At 71.0% G+C, this 13,726-nt stretch carries 13 protein-coding genes; 8 read left to right on the plus strand and 5 right to left on the minus strand.

Annotated elements, in window-relative coordinates:
- Positions 1 to 160 precede the first annotated feature (160 nt).
- On the plus strand, positions 161 to 1,186 hold the full coding sequence (locus CHC09_RS17925; RefSeq protein WP_143232401.1) for a trypsin-like serine peptidase: 1,026 nt from the start codon (positions 161 to 163) through the stop codon (positions 1,184 to 1,186).
- A 104-nt stretch (positions 1,187 to 1,290) separates the two neighbouring features.
- Positions 1,291 to 1,659, plus strand: coding sequence for a hypothetical protein (locus tag CHC09_RS17930; RefSeq protein WP_089294275.1), 369 nt, complete (start codon positions 1,291 to 1,293; stop codon positions 1,657 to 1,659).
- Here CHC09_RS17930 and CHC09_RS17935 read toward each other — a convergent pair.
- A complete protein-coding gene (locus CHC09_RS17935; RefSeq protein ID WP_089294276.1) occupies positions 1,656 to 2,666 on the minus strand; it encodes a LacI family DNA-binding transcriptional regulator in 1,011 nt (336 codons plus the stop codon). The genes CHC09_RS17930 and CHC09_RS17935 overlap by 4 nt on opposite strands.
- A 187-nt stretch (positions 2,667 to 2,853) precedes the next feature.
- Between CHC09_RS17935 and CHC09_RS17940 the strand changes: the two genes are divergently transcribed.
- The 4 genes from CHC09_RS17940 (at position 2,854) to CHC09_RS17955 (ending at position 6,577) form a co-directional block, all read left to right on the plus strand.
- Positions 2,854 to 3,801 carry a GlxA family transcriptional regulator gene (locus CHC09_RS17940; protein ID WP_089294277.1) on the plus strand — a complete coding sequence of 316 codons (948 nt, stop codon included), beginning with the start codon at positions 2,854 to 2,856 and terminating at the stop codon, positions 3,799 to 3,801.
- A 52-nt stretch (positions 3,802 to 3,853) separates the two neighbouring features.
- On the plus strand, positions 3,854 to 4,861 hold the full coding sequence (gap, locus tag CHC09_RS17945; RefSeq protein ID WP_089294278.1) for a type I glyceraldehyde-3-phosphate dehydrogenase: 1,008 nt from the start codon (positions 3,854 to 3,856) through the stop codon (positions 4,859 to 4,861).
- A 211-nt stretch (positions 4,862 to 5,072) separates the two neighbouring features.
- Positions 5,073 to 6,089: a LacI family DNA-binding transcriptional regulator gene (locus tag CHC09_RS17950; RefSeq protein ID WP_089294279.1), complete on the plus strand. Its 1,017-nt coding sequence runs from the start codon at positions 5,073 to 5,075 to the stop codon at positions 6,087 to 6,089.
- Between the two features lie 89 nt (positions 6,090 to 6,178).
- Entirely contained in the window at positions 6,179 to 6,577 is a 399-nt protein-coding gene (locus tag CHC09_RS17955; RefSeq protein ID WP_143232402.1) for a hypothetical protein, read from the plus strand.
- A gap of 47 nt (positions 6,578 to 6,624) precedes the next feature.
- Here CHC09_RS17955 and CHC09_RS17960 read toward each other — a convergent pair whose 3' ends face one another.
- The 3 genes from CHC09_RS17960 to CHC09_RS17970 form a co-directional block, all read right to left on the minus strand.
- Positions 6,625 to 8,727 (minus strand): polycystic kidney disease 1-like 3, encoded by a 2,103-nt coding sequence (locus tag CHC09_RS17960; protein ID WP_089294281.1) that lies wholly within the window; start codon positions 8,725 to 8,727, stop codon positions 6,625 to 6,627.
- A 234-nt stretch (positions 8,728 to 8,961) separates the two neighbouring features.
- Positions 8,962 to 9,588 carry a hypothetical protein gene (locus tag CHC09_RS17965; protein ID WP_089294282.1) on the minus strand — a complete coding sequence of 209 codons (627 nt, stop codon included), beginning with the start codon at positions 9,586 to 9,588 and terminating at the stop codon, positions 8,962 to 8,964.
- 89 nt (positions 9,589 to 9,677) lie between these two features.
- Positions 9,678 to 10,874 (minus strand): hypothetical protein, encoded by a 1,197-nt coding sequence (locus CHC09_RS17970; protein WP_089294283.1) that lies wholly within the window; start codon positions 10,872 to 10,874, stop codon positions 9,678 to 9,680.
- Between the two features lie 252 nt (positions 10,875 to 11,126).
- On the opposite strand from CHC09_RS17970, the gene CHC09_RS17975 reads away from it, so the two are divergent.
- Together CHC09_RS17975 and CHC09_RS17980 are read left to right on the plus strand one after the other, a co-directional pair.
- Positions 11,127 to 11,840, plus strand: a complete 714-nt coding sequence (locus CHC09_RS17975; RefSeq protein ID WP_089294284.1) for a DUF1963 domain-containing protein — start codon at positions 11,127 to 11,129, stop codon at positions 11,838 to 11,840.
- Positions 11,841 to 11,866: 26 nt separating this feature from the next.
- Positions 11,867 to 12,355, plus strand: coding sequence for a hypothetical protein (locus CHC09_RS17980; protein WP_089294285.1), 489 nt, complete (start codon positions 11,867 to 11,869; stop codon positions 12,353 to 12,355).
- 69 nt (positions 12,356 to 12,424) lie between these two features.
- Here the strand turns inward: CHC09_RS17980 and CHC09_RS17985 are convergent, their stop codons facing one another.
- Positions 12,425 to 13,714: a pectate lyase family protein gene (locus tag CHC09_RS17985; RefSeq protein WP_089294574.1), complete on the minus strand. Its 1,290-nt coding sequence runs from the start codon at positions 13,712 to 13,714 to the stop codon at positions 12,425 to 12,427.
- Between the last annotated feature and the right edge of the window lie 12 nt (positions 13,715 to 13,726).

Raw genomic sequence — 13,726 nt, forward strand, 5'->3', positions numbered from 1 at the left:
GCATTCCAGAGGTCACGGATTCCCTATGTCGCACCCCCTTATAGTCGCTTTGCCGCACGGGGGGTAAAAACGTAGATCAATGGATCAGCGGCCCCCCTGTGCCCGACGGCGATGCAGCCCAAACACTGCATCCGGCCCGATTCCTGCGAAAAGGGGACACATGCTGCGACGCCTCAGATCACTATTGATTGCGGTTCCGCTTTCCGGAGCACTCGCCGGAGCGGCCCTCTCGGCCCCGGCCCAGGCCGGCCCGGCGGCCGCCACCCGCGGTAACGTCGGCACCTCCGTGGCCTCGGCCACCACCCGCACGGCAGCCGGCTACTGGACCGCGGAGCGCATGCGCAACGCGAAGCCCGTACCGCTGCCCGAAGTGGATGCGGCCACCAACGCGAGACTGTCCGCGCAGGCGGCACCCCAGGGGCCCACCGGCCGGGTCGACGGCGCGGCCGACGCGACAGTGAGGCAGGGTCCGGTCGCACGGCTCGCCGACCCGGGCGCCACCGCCGCCACCTGGGCGGGCTCGTCGAGTTCGCCGCCGAAGGCGACGTCGGGCAAGGTCTTCTTCGTCGGCGCCGACGGCGGCAACTACGTCTGCTCGGGCAGCACCGTCAACAGCGACGGCAAGAACCTCGTCTTCACCGCCGGCCACTGCGTCTCCAACGGCTCCGGCACCTGGTACAACAGCGCGCCATGGACCTTCGTGCCCGGCTACGACAACGGCAGCGCGCCGTACGGGTATTGGACGGCCCGCGAGCTCTGGACCCGGACCGCGTGGCACAACGGCGCGAACCGGGCCGAGGACATCGGCGCGGGGGTGATGAACACCAATGCCGGCGGCACCCGGATCGTCAATTACGTCGGCGGGCAGGGCATCGAGTGGAACTACCCCCTGTCCCAGTACCAGTTCCAGTTCGGCTACCCGACCAGGACGCCTTTCAACGGGCAGGTCCTCAAGTACTGCACGGGGCAGTCGTACAGCGACGGCGGACACAACGGGATCAACTGCAACATGACCGAGGGCGCCAGCGGCGGGCCGTGGCTGGACGACTTCGACGGCACCTTCGGCTGGCTCGACTCCGTCAACAGTTGGGTCTTCTGGAACTCCAGCGGAGTCCGGTACAAGTGGAACGGACCGTACTTCGGAAATAACGCCCGCGATTTCTACAACACGGTGGCCAACCTGTAAAGAATGATCGAAGGGTGCCGGCCGAAACAGGCCGGCACCCTTCGCATGGAACCGGTGAGTCCGCCGCGACGTCCCATCGGTCGACGACGAGTCAGGAGGATCTCATGGGCGCTGCCCGAATCAATATCACGATCGCGATCGGTGTATTGATCGTCCTGTCCGGATGCGCGAGGCCGGACGCGGGCGGCCGATCGCCCGGCCACGACGAGGTCCTCACCGTGCAGGAGGCGATCGACGCCGGCACCGGCCAGGTTCGGGTGCGGGGCTACGTCCTGATCGCCGCGGACCAGGTCACCCGCCTCTGCACCGGGCTCGCGGGCTCGTATCCCCCGCAATGCGGCGCCCCGGCACTGGTCGTCCAGGGACTGGCCGCCGAGGCCATCCCGCACCGGGAGTCGGCGCAGGGCATCGTCTGGGGCGGCGAGATCACCCTCCGGGGCAACCTGGCCGCAGGCGTGCTGACCGTGGGCTAGGCGGAACCCCGCAGGATCAGCCGCGTCGGCAGGACCGTCTCCCGCTCCACCGGCTCCTCACCGTCCAGCTTCGCCAGCAGCAGCCGGACCATCTCCTGGCCCATCTGCTCCACCGGCTGATACACACTGGTCAGCGGCGGATCGGTGTGCCGCGCGATGACCGAGTCGTCGAAGCCGACCACGGCCACGTCCTCCGGCACCCGCCGGCCGGCGCGGCGCAGCACCCGCAACGCCCCGGCGGCCATCATGTCCGAGGCCGCGAAGACCGCGTCCAGCTGCGGATAGTTGGTCAGCAGCCACTCCATCGCCATCGCGCCGCTGATCTCGCCGAAGTCGCCGGCCGCGGCCGGGCCGTCCCCGACGACGTCGCGGTAGCCCTGGTAGCGCGCGAGCCCGGGAGCCGTGTCCATCGGGCCGGTGATCGTGGCGATGCAGCGCCGTCCCTGATCGTGGAGGTAGGCGACCGCGGCCCGGGCGCCGCCCCGGTTGTCCGCGTCGACGAAGCTGATCGGCCCCGGTTGCGCCGGGCGGCCGGCCCGGACGGTCGGCACGCCACGCTCCTCCAGCACCGCCGGCAGCGGGTCGTCGCCGTGCACCGAGAGCAGCAGCGCGCCGTCGACGTGCTGGCGGGTCAGGTAACCCTCCAGCTGGTGCCGCTCCTCGGGGGCCTGCGCGATCATCAGGACCATCTGCAGGTTCCGCGCGACCAGCACGGACGAGACCGATTGGACGATCCGCCCGAAGAACGGCTCGGCGAAGAACCGCTCACCGGACTCGAAGACCACCAGGGCGATCGAATCGGTTCGCTGGGTGACGAGGGCGCGCGCGGCGCGGTTGGGCACGTAACCCATCTCGTCGATCGCGTCCTGGACCGCTTTGCGAGCTTTCGGGCTGACCTGGGCCGAGCCGTTCACCACCCGGGAGACGGTGCCCCGGCCGACGCCGGCCCGGGCCGCGACCTCCTCCAGGGTCGGCCGCCCGGCCGAGCGGTTGCTGTGGTCCCTCATCGCCAGCTGTCCTCTCCACGTCACCGGCTTGAGACAAGGTACAACCGCCACACCGCCGGGCCAGTGATTCTAGTGGTCGCCTTTCCGACCGCGGGAGCGCTCTCGGTCGTTCGGGTGGCGCGATCCTTGCGACAGTGCGCCGGACAGCCACTTTCCGGGCACCCGGCACACCCGGCACAGTGGTGACATGCGGGGACATACAGTGGCAACGCTCATCCTGCCCGGGGCCGCGCCCCTCGACGTCGGCATCCCGGCGCAGGTCTTCGCTCCCCGGCACGGCCTGAACTACCGGTCGGTGCCGTGCGCGGTGCAGGCCGGCCCGGTGCCCGGGCGCGACGGCCTCGGCCTCCACGTCGACGCCGGGCTGGAGGCGCTCGACGAGGCCGGCACGATCATCGTGCCGGGCTTCGCGAACCCGGCCGGCCCGATCGACCCCCGGGTGCTGGACGCGCTGCGGACCGCGGCGTTCCGCGGCACCCGGATCGTCTCCATCTGCGGCGGCGCGTTCGCGCTGGCCGCGGCCGGCCTGCTGGACGGGCTGCGGGCCACCACGCACTGGCAGCTGGCGCCGGTGCTGGCCCGCGAATACCCGAAGGTGACGGTGGACGGCAGGGTGCTCTTCGTCGACGAGGGGCAGGTGCTCACCTCGGCCGGGGTGGCCGCCGGGATCGACCTGTGCCTGCACCTCGTCCGGCGCGACCACGGCGTACAGGCGTCGAACGCGATCGCCCGGGTGCTGGTCGCGGCGCCGTACCGCAGCGGCGGCCAGTCCCAGTACGTGCCGCGCACCATCCCGGAGCCGCTCGGCGACGTCTTCGCCGTGACCCGTGAGTGGGCGCTGCGCCACCTGGAGGAGCCGCTCACGGTCGACGTGCTGGCCCGCCACGCCGGCGTCTCGGCGCGCACGTTCGGCCGCCGCTTCGTCCAGGACACCGGCTACACACCGATGCAGTGGGTCCTGCGCGCCCGCGTCGACCTCGCTCGCGAGCTGCTGGAACGCAGCGGACTCGGGATCGACCAGATCGCCGCGCGGGTGGGCGTCGGCACCGGCGCCAACCTGCGCATGCACTTCCAGCGGATCCTCGGCACCTCGCCGAGCGAGTACCGGAAGACCTTTGGCGGCAAGCTTGCGTAGCTTGGCGCTGCGCCACCTGCCCCGCGGCCGGCCGGCACACGACGCTGGAGACATGACAGCACCAGTCACTGCAAAACGGGTCGCCATCAACGGTTTCGGACGCATCGGCCGCAACGTCCTGCGCGCGGCCACCGGCAGCGACGTCGAGATCGTCGCGATCAACGACCTGACCGATCCCGGCACCCTGGCCCACCTGCTGCGCTACGACAGCTCGCTGGGTCGTTACACCGGTACCGTGCGGGCCCACGCGGATCACCTGGTCGTCGACGGTCGCCGGATCGAGGTGACCGCCGTCCGTACCCCCGGAGATCTGCCCTGGAAGGACCTGGACGTCGACGTCGTCCTCGAATCCACCGGCCGGTTCACCGCCGCCGCGGACGCCCGCGCCCATCTCACCGCCGGCGCCCGCCGGGTCCTGGTCGGCGCCCCGTCCAAGGGCGCGGACCTGACCATCGCCTACGGTCTCAACCACGGCGACTACGACCCGGCCGCGCACCACGTGCTCTCGAACGCCTCCTGCACCACGAACGCCCTGGCCCCGATCGCGTCGGTCCTCGACGACCTGGCCGGGATCGAGACCGGCTCGATGACCACGATCCACGCCTACACCCAGGAGCAGAACCTCCAGGACGGCCCGCACCGCGACCTGCGCCGCGCCCGCGCCGCCGCGGTCAACATCGCCCCGACGACGACCGGCGCCGCCACCGCCATCGGCCTGGTCCTGCCACGCCTGGTCGGCCGGCTCACCGGTTACTCGGTCCGCGTCCCGGTCCCGGTCGGATCCCTGGTCGAGCTCAACGCCGTGGTCGAACGCCCGGTCACCGCGGAAGAGATCAACAGCGCCTTCGAGGCGGCCGCGAGCGGTCCGCTGCGCGGCATCCTGGAGTACTCCACCGATCCGCTGGTCTCCAGCGACATCACCGGCAACCCGGCGTCGTCCATCTTCGACTCGCAGCTCACCGCCGCCAACGGCCGCCTGGTCAAGGTCGTCGCCTGGTACGACAACGAATGGGGCTTCGCCAACCGCGTCATCGACACCCTCTCCCTCCTGGCCCGCTGACCCCAAAACCCCTTCTCCGGTACGACCTGGGTCTCCCGCCGAGCATTCCCGTCCCGTGGCACCACCGCGCGACGCGCCGCCCGCTCCGGGCGCGCCGCGCGGCCTCGGGCCCGGCTGGGTCCGGGCCCGATGGTGACGCTGCCGGGCGGGGCCGACACGCCCGGCCGGAGGTGGGCCGCCGAGCGGACGGATCTTTATCTATGCTGTGCGGATGGCGGTCACCCTGGCAGACGTGGCCCGGCTGGCCGGGGTCTCCCCCGCCACCGTCTCCCGCGTGATCAACGACAGTGCCAAGAAGGTCGCGCCCGAGCTCCGGGAGCGGGTCCTGGCCGCGGTCGCCCAGCTGCACTACGTGCCGAACGCGCACGCGCAGAACGTCGCCCGGCCACGCAAGTCCGCGGTCGGGGTGATCGTGCACGACGTCTCCGACCCGTACTTCGCCGAGATCACCCGGGGCCTGCAACGGCAGGCCGCGGCACACGACCGGCTGCTGGTGATCTGCAACAGCTACCGTGAGCCGGAACGGGAGCTGGCGTACGTCGCGCTGCTGCGGGCGCAGCAGGTGCACGCGCTGATCCTGGCCGGCTCCGGCTATCACGACGACGAGTTCACCGCCCGGCTCAACGGCGAGCTCAACGCGTACCAGCAGGGCGGCGGGCGGGTCGCGGTGATCGGCCGGCACGAGCTGGTCGGCAGCGCGGTGCTGCCGGCGAACGAGGCCGGGGCGTACGAGCTGGGCTGCCGCGTGCTCGGCCTCGGCCACCGCCGCTTCGGCGTGATCGCCGGCCCGCGAGCGCTGACCACCACCACCGACCGCCTCTCCGGGGTCCGCCGGGCCGCCGACGAGCTGGGCGTCCCGCTGCCGGCGGAGCGGATCGTCTACGCCGACTTCACCCGGGACGGCGGTGCGGCTGCGGCCGCCGAGCTGCTCGCCGCCGCACCCGACCTCACCGCGATCCTGGCGCTCAACGACTCGATGGCCGTCGGCACCCTCGCCACCCTGCGCGAGCGCGGCATCGCCGTCCCCGGCCGGATCTCGGTGACCGGCTTCGACGACATGCCGATCGCCCGTGACGTCACCCCCGCGCTGACCACGGTCCGGCTTCCCCTGGTCGACATGGGTGAGCGCGCGATGGCGCTGGCGCTCGGCGACGACGCGGGGCCGCTCTCCGAGCCGGCCCCGGCCGACGTCATCTGGCGGGAGAGCTGCGCCGCCTCCACGTCCTGACCGGGCTCCTACCGGCCGGGACCTGCGGGTACATTGCGCGGGTGACTGACCTCGACCCGGCCCACCGGCGCTCGACCACCGGACGGGCCGTGGTCGCGACGCAACTCGTGCTGCTCATCGCGTACCTGACAGGCAGTTACGGGATTTTGATCATCGCGGCCGTGCGCGCCGGCGACCTCGGCGCGGTTGTGCATCCCTTCCTGGATCGGCTCGGCGATCCGAAGGATTCGATACCCGGGATCGGGCCGGAATCGTTGTGGAACCCGCTGATCTGGTTTGTCGGCGCCTGCCGGCTGATCGCGTTGCTGATCTTCCCGATCGGCTTCGCCATGCTGTCGTTCGGGGCGGCGACGCTGGTGCAGGCCTGGCGGCGGGGCGACCGCCGGATGTCCACCTGGCTGGCCGTGCTCACCGGGATCTGGCTGGCCCTGACGATCCTCGCGACCACGACTCACGGCATGCACCTGACGGGCTGGCTGGCGGATTGAGAAAAGCGGCCCCGGAGGAATCCGGGGCCGCTTTGTCGAACAGTAGGTCAGGCCGGAGTGGTCTCCGCGGCCTGGTCCTCGATGGCCGCCTTGATCCGGTCGGCCTGCAGCCGGCTCTTGACACCGGTCACCGCGGTCACCCGGTAGCGGGTGAGCTTGCCGGTGGCGCGCAGGTGGTCGTGCAGCTGAGCGCCGAAGAGCTCGAGGACCTCCTCGTCGCTCGGACCACGGCCGCCCTGCGGCCGGGGCAGCAGGTGCTGCCACGGCTGGTCGGCCCCGGTCGGCTGACCGCCGAGGGCGGCGAGGTAGTCGTTGACGAACTCGCGGATGGTCGCCTCGTCCAGCCGCGGCACGCTCGGCGCCAGCGTCATCGCCAGCTCGCGCGGGTCCGTCTCGTCGCTGCCCTCCATCTCCTCGACGAGGGCGGTCTGCAGGTCCTCGATCGCCGCCATCCAGGTCGCGGAGCCCACCGGCGCGGTGACCGGGGCCGGGAGCAGGTCACGCCAGGGGAAGGCGGGCTCGCCCGGCTCACCGTTCATCTCGCGCACGTAGTCGTTGACGAACGACCGGACCACGCCCTCGCCGAGGTCCGGCACCCGCGGGGCGAGGGTCCGGACCAGCTCAGCGGTGCGGGTGTAGGTCATCTCGGGCAGGTTGTCGGCGTTGATCTCGCTCGCGACCATGCGGCTGAGGCGCTCGACGGCGAGCCGCCACCACGGGGAGCCGACGATGTTGACGGCCCGCTGGGCACCGGTCGGGGTGGCCGCCCAGGAGGGCACCTCGCGCCCGCCGGCCGCACCGGCGCCGTTGGCCCCGTTGGCCCCGTTGCTGCCGTTGGTTCCGTTCGCCCCGTTGGCGCCGTTCGTCGGCGTGACCGGAGCGGTCGAGATGAAGGGCCGGGGCGCCGGGACGGCCGGGATCGAGCCGAGCACCGCGGGCACCGCACCGGGCACGGCCGCCGGGCTGCCGTTCTCAGCGGGCAGACGCGGTGCCGGAACCTCCGCCGAGGTCTCGGCGGGCGCCGGCATCCCCAGCAGCTCCTCCGGGGTGACCGCCGCGGCCAGCCGCTCACCGAGCGACGGCGTCTCCGTGGTCGAGTTCACCAGCGCGGCGAGCCGCGCCACCGTCGGCCGGACCACGACCGGCTCGTCCGCCGGCTCCTCCACCGGCTCCTCCTCGGCCACGGGGGCGAGGGCCGGCGGCGTGAACTGCACCGGCTGAACCGGGCGACCGGCGGCGACCGGCTCGGCGGGAGCGGCGGGCGCGATCGGAGCGGCGGCGGGCGCGACCGGAGCCGGAGCGGCGATCAGCTCGGCGACGGACGCCGGGGCGACCGCCGCGGCGGGCCGCGCCTCCGCGGGGATCAGCAGGTCCATCACCCGCTGGATCCGGGCGAGCTGCTCGATCACGTCCTCGACCACCGGCTCGCCGGCGGTCCGGGCGTCCTTCAGCAACCGGCTGCGCCACCAGCCCTTCGGCCAGCGGCCCGAGCTGACCCGGTGGTGGTTGATCACCATGCGGCGCATCTGCCGCTCGCCGGCCATCCGCTCGAGGTCCGGGTCGTCATCCGGGATCAGCCAGCCCCAGCGCTCGGCCATCCGGCGTGGGCTGTACGCGAACCGGCCGCGGCGCACCCGCTGCCCGGCCGCGGTCAGCGCGGCCCACCACATCAGGAAGATCACGCAGGGCACGGCGAGACGCAGCAGCTTCTCGGTGCCGGTGACCGCGTTGCTGGCGACGATGATGCCGGAGACCGCGGCGATCAGCGCGGCGATCCAGAGCATCGGGCCGGGGTGACCGGGGGTCAGGATCTTGCCGTCCGGGCCGTAGACCGAGGTGTTGCGGTACTGCTCCGCGGCGAGGCTGGTGGCGGTCAGGAAGCAGATCTCGAAGACCGCGAAGACCAGGATCGCGAACACTTTGGGCAGTTGCAGCTGCTCGGTGGCGATCACCCACATGCCCTCGGCGTTGAGCAGCAGCGCCAGGTTCATGCTGAACGAGAGCGCGATCGGCCGCAGCGGCTTCTTGGAGCGTTTCGCCCAGACGGCGAAGCCGATCAGCAGGGCGACGCCCAGCACACCGCCGGCCAGCAGGACCAGCGCGGCGTAGTCCTGCCAGAAGTTGGCGATCTGGCTGTTGAACTGCTTCATGCGGGGAGGCCCTTCATTGGAACCGAGAAGGTACGCGTGGAGCGCGGGCCGACCGCGAGATGCACGATCACACTGCTCCCAGTGATCATGCGTGCACTGCCTGGCACCGCGGGCCCTCCTCGTCGTCGGGGCATTCTTGCTGGCCCGGATTTCTATCACGTATCCGGGGTCGCCCGCGAAAGGAGCGCGTCACAGGCACTGTCCGAAGCCGTACGCGCCGCGCGATGTCAGGGCCTAGATGCCCCGCTCCTGCCGCTCCTTGCGAAGCTGCACGAAGGAGGTCCAGCGTGGATCCTCCTGCCGGCTCTCCGCACGATAGAAGTCGGTCACCGAGAGACCCGACAGGTGGGTCGCGGCGGCGATCAGCGCGCCGATGAGGAGCAGGTCCAGCTGCACGGAAAGGTACCCGTACCACTCGGCGAGCGGGTAGGTGCCGAGATCACGGTGCGCGTCGGCCACGCTGGCCAGGTCGGGGATCGGCGAATCGCCGCCGGAGGAGTCCATCGCGATGCTGGCGACACCGACGATCAGCAACATGACGGCGAGGCCGGCGAACCAGAAGGCGGTCATCCGCGCCCACGGCCACGGGCGTCGCAGCGCGAACGTCAGTACCGCGGTGACCACGGCGGTCACCGGCCCGACGACCATGTTGAAGGCGAGTCCGAAGCGCAGGCCGTCGGCGTCCTGGTCCAGGCTACGAAACTCCTGGTCGGTCCACGCCAGCGTGTGGTAGGCGTCGGCCACCGCCCCGACCCGCACCCAGCAGGCGATCGCCGCGACACCGAGGATCGTGGCCGCCACCGCGCACACGCCGAACAGCACCGAGCTTCGCCGGACCAGTACCGGCGGTCGTACGTCCACAGTCTCCCCCGTTCCAAAAACGAGAGCGAGCATAGCGGGACCGGCAAGTGAGAAAAGGGGCCCCGCAGGGCCCCTTTCTCACCGGGTTGTCACTGGTTGAGGGAGCAGGTGGAGAGCCCCTCGGCGTTCAGGTTCGGCTTGGCCGCGGTGCGCCCGATCGCGGTCTCCATCCGGTTGATCGTGGAGAACCGCTTGTCCTTCAGCGGGCCGAGGATCGCGTTCTGGATGAAGTTCGGACCACCCTGACCGACGGTGCTGGCCAGGCGCTTGTTCGCCTCCTGGATCTGGGTCTGCAGCAGCGCCAGGTTCCGGTCGATCTCGGCCTGCGCCGACGCCGGGATCGCGACATTGATCTTCACGTCCGGGCAGTTGACGGTCGGCACGGCGCCGTTGTTGCCGCCGGCCGGCGCGGCCGTGGTCGCGGCGGCCGTGGGCGCCGCCGTGGCGCCGGCACCCTGGTCACCCGTGGCGCCACCGCCGTTCTCGTTCAGCGTGCAGGCCGACAGGCCCTCGGCGTTCAGGTTCGGCTTGGCCGCGGCCCGCCCGATCGCGGTCTCCATCCGGTTGATCGCCGCGAACCGCTTGTCCTCCAGCGGGCCGAGGATCGCGTTCTGGATGAAGTTCGGACCACCCTGACCGACGGTGCTGGCCAGGCGCTTGTTCGCCTCCTGGATCTGGGTCTGCAGCAGCGCCAGGTTCTGATCGATCTCGGCCTGCGCCGACGCCGGGATCGCGACATTGATCTTCACGTCCGGGCAGTTGACGGTCGGCACGGCACCGGCGCCGTTCGCTCCGGCGTTCCCGGCCGCGGCCGTCACCGCCGTCGGCTCGGGCGCGGCGTTCCCGCCACCGTTCTGGTTCAGCCCGCAGGTCGCGAGCGAGTCGACCGGCAGGTTCGGCTTGGCCGCGCTCCGGCCGATCGAGATCGCGATCCGGTCGATCGTGGACGCCCGCTTGCCCTTCAGCGGGCCGAGGATCGCGTTCTGGATGAAGTTCGGACCACCCTGACCGACCGTGCTGGCCAGGCGCTTGTTCGCCTCCTGGATCTGGGTGTTCAGCAGTGCCAGGTTCCGCTCGACCTCGGCCTTCGCCGAGGCGGGGATCGCGGGCAGCTGCGGCGCGACCTGCGGGCAGTTGACGGTCGGTACGGCGTCGGAGGTCGCCGCGTTCGCCACGCCCAGCCCGACACCGACCAGGGCCACCGCGACGCCCGCGATGCCGGCGACCCGCCAGCGCCGGACGTTGGATCCACCCGCGTTGCTCCGGTAGCTCCGGTAGCGCTTCATGTGTGCCGCCTTCCTGCTCGGACGTTCTCAACCGTCCTTACGGGAACGCTCCCAAGCCGGATCGAACTAAAGGAAAACTTAAGGAACGAGGGGCAGCGGTGTTAAGACTCGCCTCTCAAAGCGGCCTGCCATACCGCCGATGAGCTGGGGAAACACCATTCCTAACGGATAAGGATCTTTCCGGTACGGCCGACCCCCACCTGTGTCCGCGACCACGGTTTCCCGCCGAATCCTGTGCCAGACTCGGCGACCATGAATCTCCCTCCCGAGGTCCGCGCGATCGTCCGCACACGTTTCGCCGAGGAGACGGCGACGGCCTACCTGGAGATGACCCGGCCATCGATCGGCTACGCGCCGGCCGACGAGGGCTGGAGCGCGTTCGGCGGCGACCCGTCGGTGGCGGCCTTCCCCTGGCCGGCCTACCAGGGCGTTCCCATGCTCATGCTGGCCCAGATCGACTGCGCCGAGGCGGCCGAACTACTCGGCGACGCCTGGCCGTTCACCGCCGACGGCCGCCTGCTGTTCTTCCACGACGACGACTTCGCGGCGCCCTACTCCGGGGCCGAGGGCGACGAGGCCTGCCGAGTCATGCACGTGGCCGGCTCCCCCGTCGCCCCGCTCCCGGCCGGGCGCCGGACGATCCCGCCGCTCCCGCTCGTCCCGGCCCCGCTCGCCGCGCTACCCAGCTGGCAGAACGACGCGGACAAGGCCCTCGGCGTGGGGGTCCTCGACATGATCGACCTCTGGGAGGACCTCTCCCCGCTGCTGCCGGCGCCACGTCACCGACTGCTCGGCTACCCCGACAAACAGGGCCCCGAGGTCACCGGTCACCGTCCGCTCCTGCAGGTGGAGGCCGAAGAGGGCACGGCCTGGGGCGAGATCGTGAGCGTGACGTTCTGGATCACCGACGCCGACCTGCGCGCCGGCATCCTTACCAACGTCCGCCGCTCCTACCAGGTCGCCTGACCGGTCCGGCATGGGAGAATGCCCTGGTGGAACTGCGCCCTGAACTCTGTGCGCCGGTCATCTCGCAGGAGCGGCTCGCCGAGCTCCGTGCCACCATCGAACGAATCGGCGACCTGCTGGAGAACGGCCGATCCGTGGTGGCCGAGATCGCCGCACTGAACGCGGACACCGGGCACGACTACATTCCGGAGGACTTGCGGCGCTGCTGCGACCAGGACGTTGAGTGGCTCGTGCTCGACGCCAGGTACCCCGCCCGGCCGGAGGTCCCCGACATCACCCGCGACGAGATGGTCGAGATCGCCCACCGCATGCTCGGTGGTGACCTCGAGGAGCGGCAGTTCTACATGCGTCTCTTCGATGCGAACGTCGACCCCAACACCACGTCCGCGCTGTTCGTCTACCCGCCGGGGAGCCTGCTGGACGCTTCGCCGGAGGAGATCGTCGACTACATCCTGGCCTACCGCCCGACCCCCCATTCGCCGATGCCGTTCACCCCGCTGACATTCGGCGCATGACGCTTCCCGCGGATGCCCCGGCGAGATGTGGACCGCCCCGAGCGGTCCACATCTCGCGGCTGAGCTCCGTCAGCTGAGGCAGAGGCGGCCGGCGCCGGACCGGGCCGTGACCACCGACGGCACCTGGGCCGTCGGGATCAGCGGACCGGGGCGCAGCACCGGCGTCCAGCCGGCGTCGGTGCCCAGGTCCGGGTCGTGGGTGGCGTTGTACTCGGCGAGCAGGTTGACCTCGGCGATCCTGCCGGTGCCGACGCGGATCAGGGTGCCCTTCTCGGTCATGCCGGGGCCGCCCCAGTTGTAGACGACGGCGTCGAGCGGGATGTCGGCGCTGCGCAGGAAGAAGTTGTTCTCGGCGTAGATCGCCGAGTAGACGCCGACGCCCCAGGAGTACTGGTAGAAGTCCTCGTCGGTCTCGTAGTAGTAGTTGTCGTAGACGTCCACCTGGCCGAAACGCACGCGCGGCGCCCGCTGGCCGATGTTGGCGAACCGGTTGTGGTGGACGGTGACCCGGAGCTTGCCGACGTCCGCGCCGACCGTGTTGGTGGAGCCGATCAGCATCGTCTTGTCGTGCTCCTGGAAGACGTTGTACGAGATCGTCACCAGGTCGGACGCCCGGATCACGTCCAGCGCCCCGTCGTGGACCTGGTACGGCCGCCCGTAGTGGAGCGGCTGCAGCGAGTCCACGTTGTCGCCGTCACTGAACGTGTTGTGGTCGGCCCAGACGTGTGTCCCACCGGTCAGCGTGATCAGGTCGTACGCGGAGTTCCAGTTGCCGGCCGAGCCGTCGGTCGGATCCCAGGCCGGGAAGCAGTCGGCGGCGTCCTCGAGGCGCAGGTTACGGACGATGACGTTGTCCACGCCGGAGATCAGCAGGTTGAGGCCGATCAGCCGGGCGTTCGCCAGCCCGAGGATCGTGGTGTTGGACGGCACCTTGAGCTGGATGTCCGCGGCCTGGTTCTTGGCGGAACGAACCCGGGCGTCCTCGAGCGGGCCGGTGGGTTTGACGGTCGTCCCCTGGTAGGCGGCCAGGAACGCGTCCAGCGAGTACTCCGGGTCGGTGTAGGTCGCGCAGTCACCGTTCGGGCGCAGCGTGCCGGCGACCAGCACGATCCGGGGCGCGGTGTCGGTGCCGGCCAAGGCGGCGGCGAGTTCGTCCCGGGTGCGGACGACGAACACGTGGTCGTCGGTGGCGGCGGAGCCGCCCGTGGTTCCGGTGGTGGAGGAGGCCCAGCCGTCGTTCGCGGGGAGGACTTCCCGGGCGGCGGCGGGAACGGTGACGGTCGCGGCGGATGCGGGGACGGTGGCGACGCCGGCGAGGAGGAGGCCGGACGTCAGCACGAGAGCGGTTCTACGAAACACGGTCACTCCAAA

Origin of the sequence: Actinoplanes regularis (genome assembly GCF_900188005.1) — a bacterium.
Classification (GTDB): Bacteria; Actinomycetota; Actinomycetes; order Mycobacteriales; family Micromonosporaceae; genus Actinoplanes; species Actinoplanes regularis.